This is a genomic window from Paracoccus zeaxanthinifaciens ATCC 21588 (assembly GCF_000420145.1).
Lineage (GTDB): Bacteria > Pseudomonadota > Alphaproteobacteria > Rhodobacterales > Rhodobacteraceae > Paracoccus > Paracoccus zeaxanthinifaciens.
The window spans coordinates 282,046-304,029 of record NZ_ATUJ01000003.1; the positions used below are offsets into that span (position 1 = coordinate 282,046).

The following is a 21,984-nucleotide window of genomic DNA, read 5'->3' on the forward strand; positions in this document are numbered from 1 at the left end:
ACCCTGAAACCATGACGGACCGGGGGCCGGGCCCCCGGCACTCGGAGGGATGATGACGGCAAGGCTCTGGTGCTTCGGCGAAAGCGGCAACGCCTACAAGGCGGCGCTGACATTGCAGCTGGCGGGACATGACTGGGAACCGGTCTATGTCGACTTCTTCAACGGCGAGGCGCGCGGCCCCGAATTCCGCGCGCTGAACCCGATGGGAGAGGTGCCCGTTTTCCGCGAGGGGGACCTGACGCTGACGCAATCGGCGGTGATCCAGATGCATGTCGCGGATCTGCACGGCAAGTTCTGGGGCACCGACCGCAACGAGACGCTGCGCTGGCTGATGTTCGACAACCACAAGGTCTCGGCCTCGGGCGGGCCGGCACGGTTCCAGCTGAACTTCATCCCGCAGAACAAGCGCCCCGTGGGCGCGGCCGAGTTCCTTCAGGGGCGCCTTCTGGCCGCGTTGAAGGTGCTGGACGCGCATCTGGCGGATCGCGACTGGGTCGCCCCGGGCGGCCCGACCATCGCCGATTTCGCGCTGTGCGGTTACCTCTATTATCCCGAGCCCTTCGGCTTCGATCGCGCCGAATGGAAGAACATCGACCGCTGGCTGGACGGCATCGCCGCCCTGCCCGGCTGGAAACACCCCTATGACCTGATGCCCGGCAATCCATCCGACCGGGCGACCGAGGAGGACATATGACCGACGCATTCATCTATGACGCCGCCCGCACGCCGCGCGGCAAGGGCCGCCCCGATGGCAGCCTGCACGAGGTTACGTCGCTGGCGCTGTCCGCGCGCCTGCTGAACGCGGTCAAGGAACGCAACAACCTGGAAGGTCACGCGGTCGAGGACGTGATCTGGGGCAATGTCACCCAGGTCAAGGAACAGGGCGGCTGCCTTGCGCGCAGCGCGGTGCTGGCATCCGACCTGGACGAGCGCATCCCGGGCCTGTCGATCAACCGCTTCTGCGCATCGGGGATGGAGGCCGTGAACCTGGCCGCCAACCAGATCAAGGGCGGCGCGGGCAGCGCCTATATCGCCGGCGGGGTCGAGATGATGGGCCGCGTCGCGATGGGCAGCGACGGGGCGGCCATCGCGGTCGATCCCAGCCTTGCGATGAAGTCCTATTTCGTGCCGCAGGGCATCAGCGCCGACATCATCGCGACCGAATACGGCTTTGACCGCGACCAGGCCGACGCCCTGGCACTGGAAAGCCAGCGCCGCGCCGCGCAGGCCTGGCAGGAAGGCCGCTTCGACAAGTCCATCGTCCCGGTCATCGACCAGAACGGCCTGACGATCCTTGATCGCGACGAATACATGCGCCCCGGCACCACGATCGACGATCTGGCCAAGCTGAAGCCCGCTTTCAAGGAGATGGGCGAGATGATGCCCGGCTTCGACAAGGTGGCGATGCTGAAATACCCGCATCTGTCCGCCATCGACCACATCCACCATGCGGGCAACAGCAGCGGTATCGTGGACGGCGCCGCCGCCGTGCTGATCGGGAACGAGGAATTCGGCAAGGCCCACGGCCTGAAGCCCCGCGCCCGCATCCGGTCCACCGCCAAGATCGGCACCGATCCCACGATCATGCTGACCGGCCCCGTCCCCGTGACCGAGAAGATCCTGCGCGACAGCGGCATGTCCATCGGCGATATCGATCTGTTCGAGGTGAACGAGGCCTTCGCCTCGGTCGTGCTGCGCTTCATGCAGGCCTTCCAGGTCGATCCGGCCAAGGTGAACGTCAATGGCGGCGCGATCGCCATGGGTCACCCGCTTGGCGCGACGGGCGCGATCATCATCGGCACCCTGCTGGACGAGCTGGAGCGTCAGGACAAGAACGTGGGTCTGGCGACCCTGTGCATCGCGTCCGGCATGGGCGCGGCCACCATCATCGAACGCGTGTGAGGGATCAGACCATGACCGATTTCACGATGGAGAAGGGCGCCGACGGCGCCGCGATCATCACCTGGGACGTTCAGGGCAAATCCATGAACGTGCTGTCGATGGAGGGTGCCAATGCCCTCAGCGACCTGATCGACGACGCGCTGGCCGACGATGCGGTCAAGGGCATCGTCATCACCAGCGGCAAGAAGGACTTCGCCGCCGGGATGGACCTGAACGTCATCGCAGGCATGCGCGAACGGGGCGGTGCGCAGGGCGTGTTCGACGGCGTGATGGGCCTGCACCACCTGCTGCGCAAGATCGAGCTGGCGGGTATGGACCGCAAGACGAAGAAGGGCGGCAAGCCCATCGCCGCGGCACTGCCCGGCACCGCGCTTGGCATCGGTCTTGAACTGCCGCTGGCCACGCATCGCATCTTTGTTGCCGACAATGCCAAGGCCAAGATCGGGCTGCCGGAAATCATGGTCGGCATCTTCCCCGGCGCGGGCGGCACCACCCGCCTTGCCCGCAAGCTGGGCGCGATGGCCGCGGCGCCCTTCCTGCTGGAAGGCAAGCTGTCGGACCCGAAGAAGGCCAAGGCCGCCGGCCTGATCGACGAGGTGTCCGAGGATCCGCTGGCCGCCGCCCGCGAATGGGTGCTGGCCGCGTCGGATGCCGACATCGTCAAGCCCTGGGACGCCAAGGGCTACAAGATGCCGGGGGGCGAGCCCTTCCACCCCGCGGGCTTCATGACCTTCGTCGGCGCATCCGCGATGATCCACGGCAAGACGATGGGCGTCTATCCGGCGGCCAAGGCGCTGCTGTCGGCGGTTTATGAAGGCGCAATGGTGCCCTTCGACCAGGCGCTGAAGATCGAGGCCCGCTGGTTCACCAACGTGCTGATGAACCCGTCGAGCAGCGCGATGATCCGCAGCCTGTTCATCAACAAGGAAGCGCTGGAAAAAGGCGCGAACCGCCCCGAGGCCCCCGATCAGACCGTCCGCAAGGTCGGCATCCTTGGCGCGGGCATGATGGGCGCGGGCATCGCCTATGTCAGCGCGATGGCGGGCATCGAGGTCGTGCTGATCGACGCGGCGCAGGCCAGCGCCGACAAGGGCAAGGCCTATTCCGAAGGGCTGCTGGACAAGGCCATCAGCCGCAAGAAATCGACCGACGAAAAGAAGGCCGAAGTGCTGGGCCGCATCACCGCCACGACCGATTACGACGCGCTGAAGGGTTGCGACCTGATCGTCGAGGCCGTGTTCGAGGACCCCTCCGTCAAGGCCGAGGTCACGAAGAAGGCCGAGGCCGTGATCCCCGAGGACGCGATCTTCGCGACCAACACCTCGACCCTGCCGATCAGCGACCTGGCCCGCGCCAGCAGCCGCCCCGAGCAGTTCATCGGCATCCACTTCTTCAGCCCGGTGGACAAGATGCTGCTGGTCGAGATCATCAAGGGCCGCGAGACCGGTCCCCGCGCCGTCGCCAAGGCGCTGGATTTCGTCCGCCAGATCCGCAAGACGCCCATCGTGGTCAATGATGAACGGTTCTTCTACGCCAACCGCTGCATCATCCCCTATATCAACGAAGGCATCCGCATGGTCGGCGAGGGTGTGAACCCGACCCTGATCGAAAACGCCGCCAAGATGATGGGGATGCCCCTCGGGCCGCTGCAGCTGGTCGACGAGACCAGCATCGACCTGGGCGTCAAGATCGCCAAGGCCACCCGCGCGGCAATGGGCGATGCCTATCCCGACGGTGCGGTGGACGAGGTGATCTTCGCCATGGCCGATGCGGGCCGCATGGGCCGCAAGGCGAATGCGGGCTTCTACGACTATGACGAGAAGGGCAAGCGCCAGGGCCTGTGGGGGGAACTGGACGCCCGCTATCCCCAGTCGGGCGATCAGCCGGAACTGACCGAGGTGCAGCACCGCCTGATGTTCGCCCAGACGCTGGAGGCCGTGCGCGCGCTGGAATCGGGCGTGCTGGAGGATATCCGCGAAGGCGATGTCGGCGCGATCCTGGGCTGGGGCTTCGCGCCCTGGTCGGGCGGCCCCTTTGGCTGGCTGGACATGCTGGGCGCCGCCCGCGCGGTGGAAATCTGCGACGGTCTGACCGAACGCCACGGCGACCGCTTCAAGGCCCCCGCCCTGCTGCGCGAGATGGCCGAGAAGGGTGACAGCTTCTATGGCCGCTTCGGGGCGAAGTCCCAGGCCGCCTGACGTGTCATGATTGCAAGGGGGCGATCAATTCGCCCCCTTGTCACGTTGCGAAACCCGATATCCCCGATATGCTGCGATGCGAAAGGCGCGACATCGTCGTCCGCGCCGCAGAACAGGGAAATTTGTGATGAGTGACGAGATTCGCCGCCGCGCCGAGGCCCTGCGCGAAGATATCGAGACGGTCGCCGCGACGGCCCTTCCCGAACCCGCCCCCGCAGAGACCGCGCTGGACGCCACCGACCCCGCGACCGAGGCGCAGATCCGCAAGCGCATGGACGAGATCGACCTGGGCGACAGCGGCTCGATCCTGCGTTTCGGCACGCGCGCGCAGGGCGATCTGCAGCAGATCAGCCAGCAGATGCTGTCCGATGTCAAAAGCAAGGATGCAGGCCCCGCCGGCGACAGCCTGCGAGAGGTCGTGACCACCATCCGCGGCTTCTCGACCCAGGAGCTGGACGTGCGCCGCACCCGCAGCTGGTGGGAAAAGCTGCTGGGACGCGCCGCGCCCTTCGCCAAGTTCGTCGCCAGCTACGAGAAGGTGCAGACCCAGATCGACCGCATCACGGCCGAGCTGGAAAGCCACGAGCAGACGCTGCTGAAGGACGTGAAGTCGCTCGACCTGCTCTATGACCGCACGCTGAACTTCTACGACGAGCTCGCGCTCTATATCGCGGCGGGCGACGCGAAGCTGCGCGAACTGGACCAGCAGGTCATCCCCGCCAAGGTCGAGGAGGTCGCCGCCCGCCCCGAGGGCGAGCAGGTGATGGAGGCGCAGGAGCTGCGCGACCTGCGCACGCTGCGCGACGATCTGGAACGCCGCGTCCACGACCTGCGGCTGACGCGGCAGGTGACGATGCAGTCGCTGCCCTCGATCCGGCTGGTGCAGGAAAACGACAAGTCGCTGATCACCAAGATCAACTCGACCCTGGTGAACACGGTGCCGCTGTGGGAAACCCAGCTGGCGCAGGCCGTCACCATCCAGCGCAGCGCCGAGGCCGCGCGCGCCGTCCGCGAGGCGGGCGACCTGACGAACGAGCTGCTGACCCGCAACGCCGACAACCTGCGCAGCGCCAACGCCCAGATCCGCACCGAGACCGAGCGCGGCGTCTTCGACATCGAGGCCGTCAAGTCGGCCAATGCTCAGCTGATCGCCACGATCGAGGACAGCCTGCGCATCGCCGACGAAGGCCGCACGCGCCGTCGCGCCGCCGAAGAGGAACTGACCCGGATGGAGGGCGAGCTGCGCGACACGCTGTCGGCCGCCCGCGCCCGTCCGGCCCCGGGCAAGGCGGTCTGACCATGACGCAATTGCTGGCCCGGCTGCGTCCGGGCGTTCTGGCGGCACTTGTCGGCGGGATGGTTCTGGCGGCCTGCGACCGGGGCGCCGATCCTGCCCTGTCGCCGCGCCCCCTGCCCACCCCCGAAGGGCTGGGCGAGGCCCGCCCCGATCCCGGCCCCAGCCAGGCCGAGCTGCGCAAGGCCCGCGCCGAACGCAACCGTCAGACCAACGCCCAGAGCGCGGCCTCGACGGGGTCGGATGTCAGCGACGCGCAGCGGCAATACTATGCCTCGGTCGAGGCGCGGCTGCTGGCTCGCGGCCGCCTGCGGCGCGATCGCGTGCCGCTGGACGCGCCCATCGACGCCGAGACGCTGGCCCGGAACTTCATGGCCATCGCGCTGCAGGACGAATACAGCCCCACCGCCGACGGCATCGTGGCGAAGGCCCGCAGCGCGCCGCTGCGGCGCTGGTCGCAGCCGGTCCGCATCCAGCCCGATTTCGGCACCAGCAAGGATACGGGCGACCGCGCGCTGTGGCGGTCCGAACTGGCGCAGATGGCCGGCACGCTGTCGAACGCGACGGGCCATCCCGTGTCGCTGACCGGGGGCGGCGGCAATTTCGTCGTGCTGGTCATGACCGAGGACGAGCGCCGCCAGGCATCCTCGCGCATTGCCGAGCTGGTGCCCGGCATCCCCGCCCGCGACATCGACGTGCTGACCGGCCTGCCCGCCGCGATCAGCTGCACGGTCTTCGCCTACAGCCGGGGCGGTGCCTCGGATTACGCGCATGCCGTCGCGGTGATCCGGGCCGAGCTGCCACCCTTGCTGCGGACCTCCTGCATCCACGAGGAACTGGCGCAGGGCATGGGCCTGTCGAATGACAGCCCCGCCGCGCGGCCCTCGGTCTTCAACGACGACGAGGAATTCGCCCTGCTGACCCGGCACGACGAATTGCTGCTGAAGATCCTCTACGATCCGCGCCTGCGCCCCGGCATGACCGAGGCCGAGGCCGGTCCCATCGTCCGCCGCATCGCGGCCGAGCTTCTGGCCCGCGAAGCTTGATCCCGTGCCGCCCGCGTCCCATACATGGGGCGCGGGACAGCCTGAACGGGGGAAAGCCATGTCCATCTTCGACATTCTGGGCGGCGAATTCATCGAGGTCATCGAATGGGTCGATGACGGTCGCGACACGATGGTCTCGCGCTTCGACACGGTCGGACGCGCGATCAAGTACGGCGCGAAGCTGACCGTCCGCGAAGGACAGGCCGCCGTCTTCGTCCACGAGGGGCAGCTGGCCGACGTCTTCGGGCCCGGCCTGTACCTGCTGGAAACGAACAACCTGCCGGTGCTGACGCGGCTTCAGCACTGGGATCACGGCTTCCGCAGCCCCTTCAAGTCCGAAGTGTATTTCGTCGACAAGACGCGCTTCACCGACCTGAAATGGGGCACCCGCAACCCGATCATCGCGCGCGATCCCGAATTCGGCCCGGTGCGCCTGCGCGCCTACGGCACCTATTCCATGCGGGTGACGGACCCCGCCCGCTTCATGTCCGAGATCGTCGGCACCGATGGCGACTTCACCCGCGACGAGATCGCCTTCCAGATCCGCAACGTGATCGTGCAGGAATTCTCGCGCGCGATCGCCTCCTCGGGGATCCCGGTTCTGGACATGGCCGCGAATACCGATCAGCTGGCGCGGCTGGTGGCCAAGGCCATCGCCCCGGTGATCGACAGCTATGGCATCGCCCTGCCCGAGTTCTGGATCGAGAATGTCAGCCTGCCCGCCGAGGTCGAGGCCATGCTGGACAAGCGCACCTCGATGGGGATCGTGGGCGATCTGGACCGCTTCGGCCAATATGCCGCGTCCGAGGCGATGCTGGCCGCCGCGCAGAACCAGGGCGGCGCGGGCGCGAGCTTCGGCGCGGCGATGGGTGCCGCGATGGGCGCGACCATGCGCGGCCCCTGGGGCGCCGTTCCGCAGCAGGCGGCGCAGCAACCCGCAGCGCAACCCGCCCAGTCCACGCCCCCGCCCCTGCCCGGCAAGCCGGTCGAGACGGTGTGGCACATCGCCATCGGCGGCCAGGCGCTGGGGCCCTTCGGTCGCGGCCATCTGGGCCGCCTGATCGCGGATGGCAGCTTTGCCCGCGACACGCTGGTCTGGACCCCCGGCCAGGACGGCTGGCTGCCCGCCGAGGAGATCGACGAGCTGGCGCAGCTGTTCACCATGATGCCGCCGCCCCTGCCCAACGCCTGAAGATGACGGATCAGACGCAGGAACACCGCTTTCCCTGCAGCCGCTGCGGGGCCAGCCTGCGCTTTCGCCCGGGCCAGCGGGAAATGGTCTGCGACTGGTGCGGCCATGTGCAGCCCATCGGTCCGGGCGATGCACGCGCGCCGGGTCGCCAGCCGGATGCCGGTCCTGCCGACCCCGCCCTGCAATGGGACGCCGCCCACAAGGCCCCCGAACTGGCCGAGATCCCGCTGGAACGCGGTCTGCATCTGGATCGCGACGGCGGCGACATCGTCCACGAGGTCCGCACACTGTCCTGTCCAAATTGCGGGGCGCGGGTCGATCTGGACGACACGCATCACGCCAGCGCCTGCCCCTTCTGCGCCACCCCCGTCGTCACCGATACGGGTGCCACGCGGCGGATCAAGCCGCAGGCGGTGCTGCCCTTCCGCCTGACCGAGGCCGAGGCCCGCAAGGCCATGTCGGACTGGCTGGGCGGGCTGTGGTTCGCGCCCTCCGGGCTGGTCGCCTATGCCCGCAAGGACAAGCACCTGACCGGGGTCTATTCGCCTTTCTGGACCTTCGATGCCGACAGCCGCTCGCGCTATTCCGGGCAGCGGGGGGATGTCTATTACGAAACCCACTGGGTGACCGAGACGGTGAACGGCAAGTCGCGCCGCGTCGCCCGGCGCGTCGCCAAGGTCCGCTGGAGGCCGGCGCGGGGACGCGTGGCCCGCAGCTTCAACGACGTGCTGGTGCCTGCCTCGACCTCGTTGCCGCAGCGCTTCACCGGCGCGATGGCGCCCTGGGACCTGTCCCATCTTGCGGTCTATCGCCCCGATTTCCTGGCCGGGTTCGAGGCCGAGGGCTATACCGTCGCGCTGGCGGACGGGCATGGCGCGGCCCGCGCGCAGATGGCCCGCGTGATCGAGGGCGACGTGCGCCGCGACATCGGCGGCGACCGGCAACGCATCGACAGCATCGCCAGCGAATTCGACGCCGAGACGTTCAAGCACATCCTGCTGCCGATCTGGACCGCCGCCTACCGCTATAACGGGCGCAGCTTCCGCTTCGTCGTGAACGGCCAGTCCGGTCGCGTCATGGGCGAGCGTCCGTGGTCCGCATGGAAAATCGCCGGTGCGGCGGTCGCGGCGCTGGTAGCGCTAGCGATTATCCTGTATTTCACGCGCTGAGAACCACGCCAATGGAGGGGACCCATGATCCTGTGTGCCGGTGAATCGCTGATCGACATGGTGCCGCAGGACGGCAGCTTCCGCCCGCTGGCAGGCGGGGCGGTGTTCAACACGGCCATCGCGCTTGGGCGTCTGGGCGTCGATGCGGGCTATCTCTGGCCGATCAGCCGCGACCCCTTCGGCGAACAGATCCTGCGCCCCCTGGCCGAGGCCGGGGTGAACACCGACCTCTGCCCGCGCACCGACCGGCTGACCACGCTGGCGCTGGTGACGCTGGAAAACGGCGATGCGCGCTATTCCTTCTATGACGAGGGATCGGCGGGGCGCATGATGACGCGCGACGACATCGCCCCCCTGCCGGACGAGGTCACGACCCTTTTCGCGGGCGGCATCAGCCTGGTGCCCGATCCCTGCGGCGCGACGGTGGAATCGCTGATCGCGGATCATCACGGGGACCGCGTGGTGATGATCGACCCGAACATCCGCCCCTTCTTCATCACCCAGCCCGACGCCTTCCGCGCCCGGTTGGACCGCATCCTGCCCATGGCCGATATCGTCAAGCTGTCGGCGGACGACCTCGAATGGCTGCATCCCGACCTGACCCCCGAGGATGCCGCCCGCAAGGTGCTGGCATCCGGCCCGCGCATGGTCCTGCTGACGGGCGGCGAGACCGGCGCACGGGCCTTCTGGGCGGGCGAGACCGTCAATGCCCCCGCTGTCCGCACGACGGTCGCCGACACGATCGGCGCGGGTGACACCTTCAATGCGGGTTTCATGGCCAGCCTGTCCCAGCAGGGCCTGCTGTCCAAGGCGGCGCTGGCCGCGATCACGCCCGAACAGATCAAGGCGGCGCTGACGCTTGGGGCGCAGGCGGCCTCGGTCACCGTGTCGCGCGCGGGTGCGAACCCGCCCTGGGCGCACGAGATGCCCGCCTGAAGCGACTGCCAGATGCGACAAGGGGCCCCTGCGGGCCCCTTTCTCATTCCTGTTCCGGCTGGTCCAGCGCCTCGAAACCGGCGCGCTGTCTTGCGGTCCAGCGCAGCTGCAGGCGCAGGCCCTCCTCGACCGCCTCTTCGCGTTCGACGACGCCCGCCTCGTGCAGCCATGCGCGACGGCGACCGTCGGCAAAATCCAGAACGACCTGCGCTTCCTCGCGCGCCTCGTCCAGCGCCTGTTCCAGATGCGTCTCGATCGCGCCGATCAGCGCGTTCAGCCCCTCGCCCGACAGGGCGCTGACGGCCTGCACCCCTTCGGTCCGCGCATCGGTCCGCTGAAGGGCGGCGCGGGTCTCGGGGCCAAGCGCGTCGATCTTGTTCCAGACCTCGATCAGGGCTACCTCCTCGTCCACGCCCAGGCTTTCGAGGATGTCGGCGACGTCGCCGGCCTGTTCCTCGGTCTCGGGGTGGCTGATGTCGCGGACATGCAGGATCAGATCGGCCTCGAGCACCTCTTCCAGCGTGGCGCGGAAGGCGGCGACCAGCTCGGTCGGCAGGTCGCTGATGAAGCCCACCGTGTCGGACAGGATGATCTTGCGGCCCGAATTGCCGCCCCCCGCATCGGGCAGGCGGATCGCGCGCATCGTGGGGTCCAGCGTGGCGAACAGCATGTCCTTGGCCATCACCTCGGCCCCGGTCAGGCGGTTGAACAGCGTGGATTTCCCCGCGTTGGTATAGCCCACCAGCGCGACGATCGGATAGGGCACCTTGGCGCGCGCCGCGCGATGCAGCGTGCGCGTCTTGACCACGCGTTCCAGCTGGCGGCGCAGGCGCGTCATCTGTTCGTCGATGGCGCGGCGGTCGGCCTCGATCTGGGTTTCCCCCGGACCGCCGACGAATCCCAGACCGCCCCGCTGCCGTTCGAGGTGCGTCCAAGCGCGGACCAGCCGCGTGCGCTGATAGGACAGCGCGGCCAGTTCCACCTGCAGCACGCCCTCGCGGGTGCGGGCACGGTCGGCGAAGATCTCCAGGATCAGCCCGGTCCGGTCCAGAAGCTTGACGCCCCAGTCCTTTTCCAGGTTGCGCTGCTGCACGGGGGTCACCGGACCGTCGATCAGCACCAGCTCGGCCTCGACGGCCTCGAGGCGCTCTCGGATCTCGGCAAGCTTGCCCTTGCCGAACAACATTCCGGGGTTGGGGTCACGCAGTCGCGCCACTTCCTCGCCCACGATCTCGATGCCCGGCAGGGCATGGGCAAGCGCCACGGCCTCGGCCAGCGCATGCTCGGGCTGTCGCCGCTGCGTGCGCGAATTGCCCAGGTCGGGGTGGATTACATAGGCGCGGGTCGGCTTGGCTTCGGTAGAGGTCGGCTCGGCCAATCAGTCCTCGGATTCATACAGATTGATGGGCTGGCCCGGCATGATCGTGCTGATGGCATGCTTGTAGACCAGCTGCGACTGTCCGTCGCGACGAAGGAGGACGCAGAAATTGTCGAACCAGGTGATCACGCCCTGCAGCTTGACGCCGTTGATCAGGAAGATGGTGACAGGCACCTTCGCCTTGCGGACATGATTGAGAAATGCGTCCTGAAGGTTCTGTTTTTCACCGGCCATTATCTGTCGTCCGTTTGTCACTGTCCCGATCGGTTCAACACTTAGGCCGTAGCGCCACCCCATGCAAGCACGCCGGGCAAGAACCATCATATTATCGACATGTTGCGACCCTGCGGCCTCAGCGGCGCCAGAATTCCGGCGACAGCAGGGCCAGCAGGGCCAGCGTCTCGATCCGGCCCATGATCATCGCGATGGCAAGGACGCCCTTGGTGAAGTCGGGCAGGCCCGACCACCCCTCCCACGGGGCCGAGGCGATGCCCGCCGTCCCCTCGAATGCGGGCGTCAGGGGGATCGCGCCGGCCAGCGGGCCGGTATTCGTCAGGGCGGCGATGGACAGGATCGTCGCGGTCTCGAACTCGATCTGATGGATCGAGACCAGCGACACGACCACCGCGATCGAGGTGGCGAACAGCATGAAGAAAATGAAGGCGAGATAGGCCCCCTCGCGGCGCAGGCGCCTTGCGATGCGCCCCCCGCCCGAGACCGAGCTGGGGTGGATGATGCGCTCCATCTCGCGCTCTCCGTGGCGGGCAAGGGCATAGACGCGCAGCAGCTTGACCCCGCCCGCGGTCGTGGCGACACCGCCGCCCATCATCGCCAGCCCCGCAAGGATCAGCCCCGGTGCGGTCAGCCCCGACCAGGACCGCGCACCCTGCCAGCTGACCGAGTTCCAGCCCGTCGTCGTCAGGTAGCTGAGCGCGTTGAACATCCCCCCCCACAGCGCCGACAGCCCCGATGCGATGCGCTGCAACGGGTCGGGGCGCTGGTCGCCCAGGTCGATCGCCCCCAGGAAGTGGCGCAGGAACAGCACCGCCGTCACCAGCGCGACCAGCCCGAAGGCCATGCGCAGTTCGGGATCGTCGCGCAGCTTGTCGGTGGCCCGCAGCTCGGCCCCGCCCGGCCAGAAGCGACGCGACAGCGCGGGCACGAGGAAGACGAAGACCAGCATCTCTCCGGCGACGCCCGACACCTCGCCCGGCGGGCCGACCACGGGCGAGATCCCCGAGGTGGACAGCGTTCCCATCGCCCGCGTCAGCGCAAGGAAGGAGGGATCGCCCAGCAGCAGCAGCCCCACCCACAGGACCAGCGTCAGCACCAGGTAGATCGGCCCCACCTCGGCCCCGGCGCGCAGCAGGCGCAGCGCGGGATCGGCCAGCGGGCTGTCATAGACCGGGTCCGACAGATGCGGCTGCACCGTGCGCGGGTCCGAGGATTTCGGCAGCCTCTCGCGGTATTCCTCGCGGCCGGACGGGCTTGCCATGATCTCGAACCCGCCGACGCGCAGGGGGGCCAGGATGGCGACGGCGGCGACCAGGATGAAGAAGCCGCCCATCCAGCCGACCATCGCGCGCCACAGATGCAGCGGTTCGGGCAGCAGGTCCGCCGAATAGAGCGAGGCCCCCGTCGTCGTCAGCGAGGACACCATTTCCCACCACGCGTTGACATAGCCGGTATCGGGCAGGCTCTCGGCGAAGGGAAAGGCCATCAGCACGGGCAGCAGGCCGAAGACCCCCAGCATGGTCAGCAGCGTCTCGCGGGATTTCTGCGGACGCGGGTTGGCATGGGTCGCAAGGCCGATCAGCCCGCCGACGATCAGGATCAGCAGTGCGGCATAGAGGAACGTGCGCGCGATGGCGTCGTGATCCGTCACCGAGGCATAGGAGGCCGGGATCAGCATCATCAGCGCCACCCCCGCGCTGAGCAGGATCAGAAGCGGCAGCCGGGACAGGGTGCGCAGCATCGCGGGCGCCCTCAGAAGAAGTCGATCGAGACCTGCAGCAGGCGCTCGACCTCGGGGACGTCATGGGTCAGGGCGAAGATCAGGACGATGTCGCCCTCTTCGATGCGGGTGTCGGCGGTGGGCTTCACCACGCGGTCGCCCTTGCGCACCGCGCCCAGCAGCGCGCCCTCGGGGAATTCGATGTCGCGGATCGCGCGGCCCGACATGGGGCTGGTCGACAGGACCTGCGCCTCCATCACCTCGGCCTCGGCATCGCCCACGGAATAGATGTCGCGCACGCGCCCGTGGCGGATGTGGCGCAGGATCGTGGACACGGTGGTCGCGCGCGGGTTGATATAGGCGTCGATGTCCAGCGCCCCCATCAGCGGCACCAGCGTCGGGTCGTTGATCAGCGCGATGGCCATCTTCGCGCCCGACTGCTTGGCGCGCACCGAGGCCAGGATGTTCGTCTTGTCGTCGTCGGTGACGGCCAGCACCGCATCCGCGCGCGGCACGCCCGCCTCGTCCAGCAATTCCGCCGACAGCCCGTCGCCGTTCAGCACGATGGTCCGCTCCAGCCGGTCGGCGGCGAATTCGGCGCGACCGCGGTCGCGCTCGATCAGCTTGGCGCGGATCCGGTCGGCGCGCCGCTCCAGCGTCTGGGCGACCGACAGGCCCACATTGCCCGCCCCGATGATCGTCAGGCGTTCCTGCTTCTGGGGGGGCTTGCCGAAGATGTCCAGCGTGCGCCCCACATCCTCGGCATGGGCGAAGACATAGATCTGGTCGTTCGCGAACAGCTGGTCGCCCGGTTCCGGCGCGAACAGACGCCCTTCGCGGCGCACGCCCGCAACGATGGCCCGCAGGCTGGAGAACAGCTCCGTCAGCTGGCGCAGCGGCGTGTTCAGCGCCGGGCAGTCGGGTTCCAGGTCGATCCCCAGCAGCTGGATCTTGCCGTCCATGAAGGTCTCGACATCGAAGGTCGAGGGCGCGGACAGGCGCTGCAGCGCGGCCTTCGCGACCTCCTGCTCGGGGCTGATGACCACGTCGATGGGCAGGTGTTCCGTGCGATAGAGATCGCTGTAGATCGCGTCCAGATAGGCCGCGCTGCGCAGGCGGGCGATCTTGCGCGGGACCTGGAAGACGGAATGGGCCACCTGGCAGGTGACCATGTTCACCTCGTCCGAATGGGTGGCGGCGATGATCAGGTCGGCATCGCGTGCGCCTGCGCGGTCCAGGATGTCGGGATGGCTGGCGAAGCCGCTGACGCCCTGCACATCCAGCGTGTCGGTCGCGCGGCGGATCAGTTCGGGGTTGTTGTCGATCACCGTCACGTCGTTGCGTTCGCCTGCCAGGTGGCGCGCGATCTGCCAGCCGACCTGCCCCGCTCCGCAGATGATGATCTTCATGTGTCGCCCCCGAATGGCCCGGCGCGTGACGCACCCGATCCCCCCTGCCTATGCCGGGGGACACGGGCGCGCAAGCGCGGCACTACTTGCCGACCACCATCTCGTCGTCGCTGCGCGCGCCGCCGACGACGCCGAGGGATTTCAGCTTGCGGTGCAATGCGCTGCGCTCCATGCCCACGAATTGCGCGGTGCGGCTGATATTGCCGCCGAAGCGGTTGATCTGCGCGACAAGGTATTCGCGCTCGAACAGCTCTCGTGCCTCGCGCAGCGCCATCGAGGTGATCTGCGGCCCGAGGCTCAGCGCGTCGCCGTTCTCGGGGGTGGCGCCCTGCGGCTCCAGCTCGGCGGGCTGGATCGCGCCGGGGCCTTCGGCCAGGATCAGCACGCGTTCGATCACGTTGCGCAGCTGGCGGATATTGCCGGGCCAGCGCATGGATTGCAGCGCGGCCACCGTCTCTTCGGGCAGGTCGCGGGGCGTCAGGCCCTGGTGCTGGTGGAAATGCTCGATGAAATGGCGGGCCAGGTGGCCGATATCCTCGCGCCGGTCGGCCAGGGACGGCACGGCGATGGGGACCACGTTCAGCCGGTCGTACAGCTCCTGGCGGAAGCGGCCCGCCGCGATCTCGGTCGGCAGGTCGCGGTTGGTCGAGGACAGGACCCGCAGATCCACGCGCACCCGGTCGGTGCCGCCAGCGCGGATGAACTGCTGTTCGGTCAGCACGCGCAGGATCTTGGGCTGGGTGCCGAGCGGCATGTCGCCCACCTCGTCGAAATAGATGATGCCGCCATGCGCCTGTTCCAGCAGGCCCGGCTCGACCCCGCGCTCGGGGGATTCGCGGCCGAACAGCACCTCTTCCATGCGCTCGGGTTCGATGGTGGCGCAGGGGACGGTCACGAAGGGCGCCTGAGCGCGCGGGCTGTGGGCGTGGATATAGCGCGCGGCCAGTTCCTTGCCGGTGCCGGGTTCGCCCGACAGCATGACGCGGCCGTTCGACTTGGCCACCTTGTCCAGCCCGTCGCGCAGCCGCTTGAAGGCGACCGACTGGCCCAGCATCTCGGTGCTGCGCCCCTCGCCGCGGCGCAGGGTGCTGTTCTCGCGGCGCAGGCGGCTGGTCTCGGTCGCGCGGTTGATGACGACCATCAGCTGGTCGATGTTGAACGGCTTCTCGATGAAGTCGTAGGCCCCCTGCCGGATCGCGGCGACGGCGATCTCGATATTGCCATGCCCCGAGATGATGATGACCGGCACGTCGGGATTGTTCCGCTTGACCTGCTTGAGGATGTCGATCCCGTCCATGCGGCTGTCCTTCAGCCAGATGTCCAGGATCATGAGCGAGGGCTCGCGCTCGTTCAGGGCGCCGATGGCCTCGTCGGAATTGGCCGCAAGCCGGGTCTCGAAGCCCTCGTCCTTCAGGATGTCCGAGATCAGTTCACGGATGTCGCGTTCGTCATCGACGATCAGGATGTCACTCATGCGCTCGCCTCGCTGCTTTCCTGTCTGCTCTTCTTGGCCGCGCGCACCGGATGGCGTTCGCGCGGCAGTCGGATTTCGGCCATCGCGCCCTGATCGTCGGGCGCGTCCGTCAGGGTCAGGCTTCCGCCATGTTCCTCGACGATCTTCTTCACGATGGGCAGGCCCAGCCCGGTCCCCTGCGCCTTCAGCGTCACGTAGGGCTCGAACAGGCGGGACCGGTCGGCGGGCAGGCCCGGACCGTTGTCGGTCACGCGCATCACCACCATCTCGGGTTCGGCGATCAGCGCGACCGAGATGCGCGGCTGCCAGCCCTCGGGGGCCTCGGACGCCTTCTCCTCGACGGCCTCGCCCGCGTTCTTGAGGATGTTCGTCAGCGCCTGCCGCAGCATGCCCGCGTCGCAATCGACGATGACGGGCTGGGCCGGAATGTCGGTCGTGATGCCCCCCGGCAGGGCGTCCTGCTGCAGGATCACGATCTCGGACAGCAGGGCGGCCAGGTCGGTCTCCGCGCGGTCGGGTTCGGGCATGCGGGCAAAGCGGCTGAATTCGTCCACGATGCGGCGCAGGTCGTTCGTCTGGCGGATGATCACCTCGACATACTGGTCCAGCGCGGGGCGGTCCTCTTCGGGGGCCATGGGCGCGAACTTGCGGCGCAGGCGTTCGGCCGACAGCTGGATCGGCGTCAGCGGGTTCTTGATCTCGTGGGCGACGCGGCGGGCGACATCGCCCCAGGCGGCCATGCGCTGCGCGCTGACCAGTTCGGTCACGTCATCGAAGGCGACCACGTACCCCTCCAGCGCGCCATCGTTGCCGCGGCGCACGGCCATGCGGACCAGCAGGCTCTCCAGCCGCGACTGGCGCATCAGGCGCACCTCGTCCTGCACCGTCTCGGCCACGGATGACGCCAGCTTCTCGAACAGCGGCTCGAATTCGGGGACGACCTCGGACAGCAGCGCGTCGATGTCCAGCTTGGGATCCAGCCCCAGAAGGCGACTGGCCGAGCGGTTGACGAAGTCGATCTCTCCGGCGGCATCCAGCCCGATCACCCCCGACGTGACCGAGCCCAGCACGTTGTCGAACAGGCGGCGCTGCTCGTCGCTGGCGCGATAGCTCTCGACCAGTTCCTCGCGCTGCGCCTTCAGCTGGCGGGTCATGCGGTTGAAGGCCTGGCCCAGGGTCTGGATCTCGTCGCCGGTGCGGGGTTCGGGGATCTGCAGGTCCAGATCGCCCCGGCCCACCTGTTCGGACGCCTGCGCCAGCAGCCCGATGGGCCGCGACAGGCGGCTTGCGAACCACAGGCCCAGCCAGATCGCCACCGCGACCAGCAGCAGCGCAAAGCCCAGATAGACCAGCGAGAATTCCAGCAGCACCTGGCTGCGCATTTCCTCGAGCTGGCGATAGTCGCCCGCCGTCGCGCGGGTGTCGTCCACCAGCCCCAGCAGATCGCCATCCACGTCCCGCGTCACATAGAGATACCGGTCCGCCAGCGGCGGCAGCGCCACGAGGGCGCGGAACTCGTCATTGTCCCAATCCTCGATCAGGACCAGCCCCTCGGTCTGGGCGCGGTCCAGGTCGTCGCTGACGGGCTGTTCGTACCAGAACAGGTAGCTGCGCTCGCCGCGTGCGCGGATCTCGCCCGCGCCGTTGATGATATAGGCCTCGCGCAGGCCGCGCTGGATCAGCCCCTGCCCCTGCGTCAGAAGCTGGCGCATCTCGCCATCCTCGATGAGGGGGTTCGCGCGGCCCGCCTGGATCAGCACCCCCGCAAGGGCGCGCGCATCCTCGGCCAGGTCGCTGCGATGTTCGGCCTGATACGCCTCGGCCGCCGCCTGAGAGGTGGTCACCACCTGCTGCACCCGGTCCGAGAACCAGCCCTCCAGGCCGATATTCACCAGAAAGCCCGCGAACAGCGCCACCAGTACCGTCGGGATCAGCGCAAGGCCGCCAAAGATCGCGACCAGCCGCGCATGCAGTCGCGCCGCCGGGGCCGCACGCCTGCGGGCCGAAATCAGCCGCGCCATCCGCGCCACGATGAAGGCGACCAGGACCAGCAGGTACAGAAGATCGGCCAGCAGCACCGCACGCAGCATGTGCCCCGGCCAGTCGCGCCCGAAGGGCGTCATCACGGCGAATGTGGCCAAGGCCAGCAGCAGCCCGCTGACCAGCACGATCCACGTGGTCGCGCCACGCCAGTGACGCGGAAGGCGCAGACGCGCCAACCTGTCCCAGCTCAAACCTGCAACCAGGCCCGACATAACCCCCACTCGCCGTCTGACGCGGCTTCCAGAATGGCCAGCGCGTTGTATCCGCGCTGCGCCCCTGTGGCGGTTTTACATCAGTTTGCGGCGCCGTGTCACCTCGATATTCAGCTCGGTCAGTTTCTTGCGCAGCGTATTGCGGTTGATCCCCAGCAGATCGGCGCAGCGCAGCTGGTTGCCGCCGGTCGCATCCAGCGCGACCTGCAGCAGCGGACGCTCGACCTCTCGCAGGATGCGGTCGTAGAGGCCCGGGGGCGGCAGGCTGTCGCCATGCAGGTCGAAATAGCGCTGCAGATGCTGTTCCACGGAATCCGACAGGTTGGCACCGGCGCCATGCGCGGGCATGGGCGCTGATGCGGGCTCGGACAGGTCGGCCTGCATGACGGGGGCCGCCTGCGGGGCGGGGGCGCGACCGCCGCCGCCATGCTGGGACAGCGCCTCGCGCATCTCGTCCAGGCTGATGGCGGGACCGCTGGCCGTCAGGGCCAGGCGGCGCATCATGTTCTCCAGCTCGCGGACGTTGCCGGGGAAGGGATGGGCGCGCAGCAGGGCCGCGGCATCGTCCGACAGGCCGCGCTCGGGCAGGCCATGCGCCTGTGCGCGCGCCAGCAGATGGCTGGCCAGCGGCAGGATGTCGTCCACGCGCGACCGCAGCGGCGGCACGCTGATCGTCACCCCCGCCAGGCGATAGTACAGGTCCGAGCGCAGCCGCCCCGCGGTCACATCGGCCTGCGGATCGGGACCGGTCGTGGCGACGATGCGCGGCGCGTTGGCGCGGTCCGGGCCGGTCTCCATCGCCTCGATCAGGCCGATCAGGCGGGCCTGCGCGGCGGTGTCGAAACCGGCCGGGTTCTCGATCACGATGGTGCCGCCGCGGGCCTTCTCGGCAGCGCGGGCGACCGCGTCCTCGCCCGCATCGGCCGAGGTCAGGAAGGCCAGCCCCCCGTCGCGGCGATCCGACAGTTCGTGGAAGCTGCGCGCGATGGTCGTCTTGCCGACCCCCGCCTCGCCCGCGATGATCACGGCCAGGTCGGCGTTCAGCACCCGCGCGACCATGCGGAACAGCGCCTGCATCGAGGGCGCGTGCCCGATCAGCGGCATCGCCGGATCCGCCGCCTCGCGAGAGATCTGGAGCGGTTCCGGCACCGGGTCCGACTTGCGCGGGCGGCGCGACAGGGCCTGGTTCGCCTTGGTCATCAGATCCGGCAGGTCGAAGGGCTTGGGCAGGTATTCGAACGCCTCGGCCTCGGTCGCGCGGATGGCGGTCACGATGGTGTTCTGCGCCGAGATCACGATGACGGGCAGGTCGGGCCGGGCCTCGCGCATGGCGGGGATGCGGTCGATGCCGTTGCCGTCGGGCATCATGACATCGGTGATGACCAGGTCGCCGCGGCCCTCGTCCACCCATTTCGCCAGCTGCGCCAGGCTGCCGGTGGCATGGACACGACAGCCCGCGCGGGTCAGCGCCTGCGTCAGCACCGTGCGGATGGTGCGGTCATCATCGGCGATCAGAACTGTTCCGTCCATGATTCAGGTCCTTATGCCTTGGGCAGTGAAATTCGGAAGACGGTGCGACCGGGGCGGCTGTCCACCCGGATCAGCGCGCCGTGGTCGGTGACGATCTTGCTGACCAGCGCCAGCCCCAGCCCGGTGCCGTTCTCGCGACCCGAGACGAAGGGCTCGAACACCTGGTCCGCGATCTCGGGGGGGAAGCCGGGGCCGTTATCCTCGATCTCGATCTGCAGGGGCAGCGCGCGGCCCGCAGGGTCGGTATCGCTGGGGGGACGCCGCAGGGTATGGTCGTAGAAGCTGTGCAGCCGGATGGTGCCGCCGGCCTTGCCCTTCAGCGCCTCGGCGGCGTTCTTGACCAGGTTCAGGCAGACCTGCATCAGCTGGTCCGCATCGGCCAGCGCCGGGGGCAACGAGGGGTCGTAATCGGTGACGATCTTCACGTCCCTGGCAAAGCCCACCTGCGCCGAGCGGCGCACCTGCTCCAGCACGTCATGCACGTTCAGCGATCCCAAAGCGGGCGGAGAGGTGTCGCCGAACCGCTCGACCTGTTCCAGCAGCGCGACGATGCGGCGGCTTTCGCTGACGATCATCTCGGCCATCTCGCGATCCTCGGGGGATGCGTTCATGCCCATCAACTGCGCGGCGCCGCGGATGCCCGCCAGGGGGTTCTTGATCTCGTGGGCCAGCATCTCGGCCATGCCGATGGCGCTGCGGGCGACGCTGCGGGCGCTGCGGGTCTGGTGAAGGCCCTCGGCCTCGTCGGGGACGATCAGCAGGCTGGCCACGCCGCCGCCATGCCCCGGCGGTCCCGCATGGACCGCCGCCCTGCGGGAGCTGTGCCCCCCCGCGCGATCGCCGATATCGAAGACCACGTGACTGTGAAAGAACGCCTCCTCGCTGGCATTCACGCGCCCGACCAGCGGCCCGATGGGCGGCGCGATGCGCAGGCGGGTCGCCATCTCGTCGCCCTCGAGATGCTTGCCCAGGGACCAGGTGCGCGACAGGTTCAGCCACAGTTCGGCCGCGTCGTTCATCGCGGCCACGCGCCCCTCGGCATCCAGGATCACCGCGGGCAGCGGCAGGGCGTGCCAGCCCGGCCCGGGATCGGCCTCGACGAAGTCGCGGGGGCGCGGTGAGGTCATGCGGCAGCCTCGGTATCGGTCTGGGTGAAGGCGCGCCGGATCAGCGCCAGCGTCGCCTCGGGGGTGGCCGCGCGCAGCAGCTCGGCGCGCAGGGGGGCGCCGTTCGCCTCGGCATACCAGCCCAGATGCTTGCGCGCGACGCGCAGGCCCAGCTCGGGGCCGTAGAAATCCAGGATGTCCTCATAATGTTCGGACACCAGATCGGCCAGCGCATCGCCCTGCGGGATGACGGGCGCCGGGGTGCCCCACAGCTGATGCGCGATCTGCGCCAGCACCCAGGGACGACCCTGCGCGCCACGCCCGATCATCACCGCATCCGCGCCCGATTGCGCGAAGGCCCGGCGGGCGCTGTCGGCATCGACGATGTCGCCATTGGCGACCAGCGGCGGGCGGTTCGGCAGGTCGGCCACGGCACGGATCGCGTTCCAGTCCGCCTGCCCCTTGTAGAATTGCGACCGCGTGCGGCCATGGACCGTCAGCATCGCGACACCCGCATCGCGGGCCCGCGCAGACAGCTCGGGCGCGTTCAGGCAGGTCTCGTCCCAGCCCAGCCGCATCTTCAGCGTGACGGGCACGTCCACCGCGCCGACCACCGCGTCGATCAGGCCCAGCGCGTGATCCAGATCGCGCATCAGCGCCGAGCCCGACAGACCGCCCGTGACCTTCTTGGCGGGGCAGCCCATGTTGATGTCGATGATCCGCGCGCCCATGCCCTCGACGATGCGGGCGGTCTCGGCCATGGCGGCGGCCTCGCATCCCGCGATCTGGACGCTGACGGGCAGCGCGCCCTCGGTCAGGGCCTTGGCGCGGACGGCCGCGCGGGTCGAGGGGCGCGGCGTGACCATCTCGGACGATGCGACCATCTCGCTGACCAGAAGGCCCGCGCCGAAACGTGCGACGGCCCGGCGGAACGGCAGGTCCGTGATCCCCGCCATCGGCGCAAGGAAGACGGGCGCCCCAAGCGCGTTGTTTCCCAGTATGATCGGTTCGGATCGCTGCATGACTTTTCCTTCACCTTGGCCGCTATCGCCCGCAAGGCGGGCAGAGTGGCTGCCCCCTGCCTATTTCGCAGGCGGGGCTTAGCTGATCTTTAATTGTGCACAATGCCATAATATTAGGC

Annotated in this window: 17 protein-coding genes; 8 read left to right on the forward strand and 9 right to left on the reverse strand. The window is 68.5% G+C overall.

Features of this window, described 5'->3' with window-relative positions:
* Window positions 1-52: 52 nt before the first annotated feature.
* The 8 genes from F804_RS0104700 to F804_RS0104735 all read left to right on the forward strand — a co-directional run bounded on the left by F804_RS0104700 (window position 53) and on the right by F804_RS0104735 (window position 9,737).
* The gene (locus tag F804_RS0104700) at window positions 53-694 is read left to right on the forward strand and encodes a glutathione S-transferase family protein (RefSeq protein ID WP_028725620.1); all 642 of its coding nucleotides are present in this window, start codon (window positions 53-55) and stop codon (window positions 692-694) included.
* A complete protein-coding gene (locus F804_RS0104705; RefSeq protein ID WP_022706596.1) occupies window positions 691-1,902 on the forward strand; it encodes an acetyl-CoA C-acetyltransferase in 1,212 nt (403 codons plus the stop codon). Before F804_RS0104700 ends, F804_RS0104705 begins: the two co-directional genes overlap by 4 nt.
* Window positions 1,903-1,913: 11 nt before the next feature.
* A complete protein-coding gene (locus F804_RS0104710; protein ID WP_022706597.1) occupies window positions 1,914-4,100 on the forward strand; it encodes a 3-hydroxyacyl-CoA dehydrogenase NAD-binding domain-containing protein in 2,187 nt (728 codons plus the stop codon).
* Between the two features lie 127 nt (window positions 4,101-4,227).
* Entirely contained in the window at window positions 4,228-5,397 is a 1,170-nt protein-coding gene (locus tag F804_RS0104715) for a toxic anion resistance protein (protein ID WP_022706598.1), read from the forward strand.
* Window positions 5,398-5,399: 2 nt separating this feature from the next.
* Window positions 5,400-6,440: a DUF2927 domain-containing protein gene (locus F804_RS0104720; protein WP_028725621.1), complete on the forward strand. Its 1,041-nt coding sequence runs from the start codon at window positions 5,400-5,402 to the stop codon at window positions 6,438-6,440.
* 58 nt (window positions 6,441-6,498) lie between these two features.
* Window positions 6,499-7,632, forward strand: coding sequence for an SPFH domain-containing protein (locus F804_RS0104725; protein WP_022706600.1), 1,134 nt, complete (start codon window positions 6,499-6,501; stop codon window positions 7,630-7,632).
* 2 nt (window positions 7,633-7,634) lie between these two features.
* A complete protein-coding gene (locus tag F804_RS0104730) occupies window positions 7,635-8,801 on the forward strand; it encodes a TFIIB-type zinc ribbon-containing protein (protein WP_022706601.1) in 1,167 nt (388 codons plus the stop codon).
* Between the two features lie 24 nt (window positions 8,802-8,825).
* Entirely contained in the window at window positions 8,826-9,737 is a 912-nt protein-coding gene (locus F804_RS0104735; protein ID WP_022706602.1) for a carbohydrate kinase family protein, read from the forward strand.
* Window positions 9,738-9,780: 43 nt separating this feature from the next.
* Here F804_RS0104735 and hflX read toward each other — a convergent pair whose 3' ends face one another.
* The 9 genes from hflX to dusB form a co-directional block, all read right to left on the reverse strand.
* Entirely contained in the window at window positions 9,781-11,115 is a 1,335-nt protein-coding gene (hflX, locus tag F804_RS0104740) for a GTPase HflX (RefSeq protein WP_022706603.1), read from the reverse strand.
* Entirely contained in the window at window positions 11,116-11,349 is a 234-nt protein-coding gene (gene hfq, locus F804_RS0104745) for an RNA chaperone Hfq (RefSeq protein WP_022706604.1), read from the reverse strand.
* Window positions 11,350-11,467: 118 nt separating this feature from the next.
* Entirely contained in the window at window positions 11,468-13,090 is a 1,623-nt protein-coding gene (locus tag F804_RS0104750; RefSeq protein WP_022706605.1) for a potassium transporter TrkG, read from the reverse strand.
* Window positions 13,091-13,101: 11 nt separating this feature from the next.
* Window positions 13,102-14,478: a Trk system potassium transporter TrkA gene (trkA, locus tag F804_RS0104755; RefSeq protein WP_022706606.1), complete on the reverse strand. Its 1,377-nt coding sequence runs from the start codon at window positions 14,476-14,478 to the stop codon at window positions 13,102-13,104.
* An 82-nt stretch (window positions 14,479-14,560) separates the two neighbouring features.
* Complete coding sequence (ntrX, locus tag F804_RS0104760) at window positions 14,561-15,952, reverse strand: nitrogen assimilation response regulator NtrX (protein ID WP_022706607.1); 1,392 nt, start codon at window positions 15,950-15,952, stop codon at window positions 14,561-14,563.
* Window positions 15,949-18,207 carry a sensor histidine kinase NtrY-like gene (locus tag F804_RS0104765; RefSeq protein WP_028725623.1) on the reverse strand — a complete coding sequence of 753 codons (2,259 nt, stop codon included), beginning with the start codon at window positions 18,205-18,207 and terminating at the stop codon, window positions 15,949-15,951. Before F804_RS0104765 ends, ntrX begins: the two co-directional genes overlap by 4 nt.
* Window positions 18,208-18,282: 75 nt before the next feature.
* Window positions 18,283-19,737, reverse strand: a complete 1,455-nt coding sequence (locus F804_RS0104770) for a response regulator (RefSeq protein WP_022706609.1) — start codon at window positions 19,735-19,737, stop codon at window positions 18,283-18,285.
* Window positions 19,738-19,748: 11 nt separating this feature from the next.
* Entirely contained in the window at window positions 19,749-20,864 is a 1,116-nt protein-coding gene (locus tag F804_RS0104775) for a two-component system sensor histidine kinase NtrB (RefSeq protein ID WP_022706610.1), read from the reverse strand.
* Entirely contained in the window at window positions 20,861-21,865 is a 1,005-nt protein-coding gene (dusB, locus tag F804_RS0104780; RefSeq protein WP_022706611.1) for a tRNA dihydrouridine synthase DusB, read from the reverse strand. Before dusB ends, F804_RS0104775 begins: the two co-directional genes overlap by 4 nt.
* Window positions 21,866-21,984: the final 119 nt, after the last annotated feature.

What these genes read in the sequence shown, in the direction of transcription:
- F804_RS0104775 (WP_022706610.1), bottom strand. Translation starts at nt 20,864, where the DNA reads ATGACCTCACCGCGCCCCCGCGACTTCGTCGAGGCCGATCCCGGGCCG.
- F804_RS0104700 (WP_028725620.1), top strand. Translation starts at nt 53, where the DNA reads ATGACGGCAAGGCTCTGGTGCTTCGGCGAAAGCGGCAACGCCTACAAG.
- F804_RS0104730 (WP_022706601.1), top strand. Translation starts at nt 7,635, where the DNA reads ATGACGGATCAGACGCAGGAACACCGCTTTCCCTGCAGCCGCTGCGGG.
- dusB (WP_022706611.1), bottom strand. Translation starts at nt 21,865, where the DNA reads ATGCAGCGATCCGAACCGATCATACTGGGAAACAACGCGCTTGGGGCG.
- F804_RS0104705 (WP_022706596.1), top strand. Translation starts at nt 691, where the DNA reads ATGACCGACGCATTCATCTATGACGCCGCCCGCACGCCGCGCGGCAAG.
- ntrX (WP_022706607.1), bottom strand. Translation starts at nt 15,952, where the DNA reads ATGAGTGACATCCTGATCGTCGATGACGAACGCGACATCCGTGAACTG.
- F804_RS0104765 (WP_028725623.1), bottom strand. Translation starts at nt 18,207, where the DNA reads ATGTCGGGCCTGGTTGCAGGTTTGAGCTGGGACAGGTTGGCGCGTCTG.
- hfq (WP_022706604.1), bottom strand. Translation starts at nt 11,349, where the DNA reads ATGGCCGGTGAAAAACAGAACCTTCAGGACGCATTTCTCAATCATGTC.
- F804_RS0104725 (WP_022706600.1), top strand. Translation starts at nt 6,499, where the DNA reads ATGTCCATCTTCGACATTCTGGGCGGCGAATTCATCGAGGTCATCGAA.
- trkA (WP_022706606.1), bottom strand. Translation starts at nt 14,478, where the DNA reads ATGAAGATCATCATCTGCGGAGCGGGGCAGGTCGGCTGGCAGATCGCG.
- F804_RS0104750 (WP_022706605.1), bottom strand. Translation starts at nt 13,090, where the DNA reads ATGCTGCGCACCCTGTCCCGGCTGCCGCTTCTGATCCTGCTCAGCGCG.
- F804_RS0104720 (WP_028725621.1), top strand. Translation starts at nt 5,400, where the DNA reads ATGACGCAATTGCTGGCCCGGCTGCGTCCGGGCGTTCTGGCGGCACTT.
- F804_RS0104715 (WP_022706598.1), top strand. Translation starts at nt 4,228, where the DNA reads ATGAGTGACGAGATTCGCCGCCGCGCCGAGGCCCTGCGCGAAGATATC.
- F804_RS0104710 (WP_022706597.1), top strand. Translation starts at nt 1,914, where the DNA reads ATGACCGATTTCACGATGGAGAAGGGCGCCGACGGCGCCGCGATCATC.
- F804_RS0104735 (WP_022706602.1), top strand. Translation starts at nt 8,826, where the DNA reads ATGATCCTGTGTGCCGGTGAATCGCTGATCGACATGGTGCCGCAGGAC.
- F804_RS0104770 (WP_022706609.1), bottom strand. Translation starts at nt 19,737, where the DNA reads ATGGACGGAACAGTTCTGATCGCCGATGATGACCGCACCATCCGCACG.